The organism is Mycoplasma zalophidermidis (genome assembly GCF_024742155.1).
Classification (GTDB): domain Bacteria; phylum Bacillota_I; class Bacilli_A; order Mycoplasmatales; family Metamycoplasmataceae; genus Mycoplasmopsis; species Mycoplasmopsis zalophidermidis.
Window position 1 is genome coordinate 1 of the sequence record NZ_JANSFS010000014.1, and the last position, 1,437, is coordinate 1,437.

The window sequence follows — 1,437 nt, forward strand, 5'->3', positions numbered from 1 at the left end:
TTTTTGAGTTAGAGTATTATTGATTCTTTCAATTTCAGAGTCTAATCATTTTTTAGTGTTTGGATAGGCATCAAGGTTGTTAGAAGTATCTGTTAAGTTCTTTTTGCTTGATTCGTAATCAACTTTTGCTTTTTCAACTTTTGCTAAGTCAATAGCTTTATTTAACTCATTGTATAAAGCTTCTGCTTTTTCAACTTTATCGGCTAGTTTGCTTGCTGTATCATCCTTGTCAGGCAATTGTTTGTCTAATTCACTAATCTTTTGACTTAAATTATTGTTTAAATCTTGGTATAAATTGCCATTTTCAAGATTATTATTTTTGATTAATTCATTTGCTTTTTCAGTAAGTTTGGTAAATCTATCATTTGCTTGATCAACTAATTTATCAGCTAATAATTTAGCTTGTTGTTGGTAAGTGTTTTCATCAATAGTTGAATCGTTTTGAGCCTTAGTAATTAGATTTTGTGCAGTTGATTTTGCGTTATCTAATTCGTCCTTTTGGTCGCTATATAAAGGATTTGTAGCTTTTTCACCAACTAATTTTAAAACAACTTGATAGTCAGATTTTGCTTTTTCAATATCTTTAACTGTTTGGTTAATACTATCTTTGAAATTGTTTAATTTTTTGGTTTCTTGATCTAATGTATTTGATGATACACCTTGATATGGAGTAGTTTCTTTTGCTTTTACGACTGTTTCTGAACTCTTAATTAAGTCTTCTATTTGTTTTTTCAAACCTTTTAGTTCTGGTTTGTTATCAACATCAAGTTGTGTTAATTTATCGTTCAATGCTTTAATGGCATCGCGGTGTTTTTGTTGGGCAGCTTTTACGGCAATTTGTTTTTTAAGAGCAGCAATCTGGTCTTTAGCATCAGTGTAAGCTTGTTTAACTTTTTGAACGTATTCAGGGACATTAACATTTAGTGAGGCAAGTTTTGCGGTTAAAGCTTCATCTACTTTATTTACTTCAGATGTGTATCAATGTTTTGTTTCGCCTAATGAATTATCAATAGAAGGTTGATTTTGTTTTTCTTGATCATAATCTGATTTAGCTCGATTAATTTCGCCAGCTTGAGATTTGGCTGTATCTAAATTATTTACTTTATCGCTGTAAGATTGAGGATCTAAGATGTTTTGAGTAACGGTTGAAACTTGATTATCATTAATTGCTTTATTGATTCAATCGCTTGCTTTTTTATTTTGGGCAAATTGCTCAGTTTTTGCTTTGTTTAAATCTGCTACTTTATTTTCTAAAGCATCAAAAGCATTTTTGGCGGCGATTGCTTTGTCTTTGAATGCAACTAATTTAGCTTTTAATTCTCCAATACGTCTAACTTTAGAATCTCCGTCAGCTAATTTTATATCTTCTTTTGAAGTTATGCTTTCTACTTCATCGAAAATGGCTTTCATTTCTTCAGTAAGAGCATCTTTTAATGC

The 1,437-nt window shown here is 30.3% G+C and carries 1 protein-coding gene; it reads right to left on the reverse strand.

What is annotated here, in order from left to right; all coding sequences use genetic code 4:
• On the reverse strand, nucleotides 1–1,437 hold a 1,437-nt coding region (locus tag NW238_RS03600), incomplete at both ends, for a hypothetical protein (protein ID WP_258451855.1).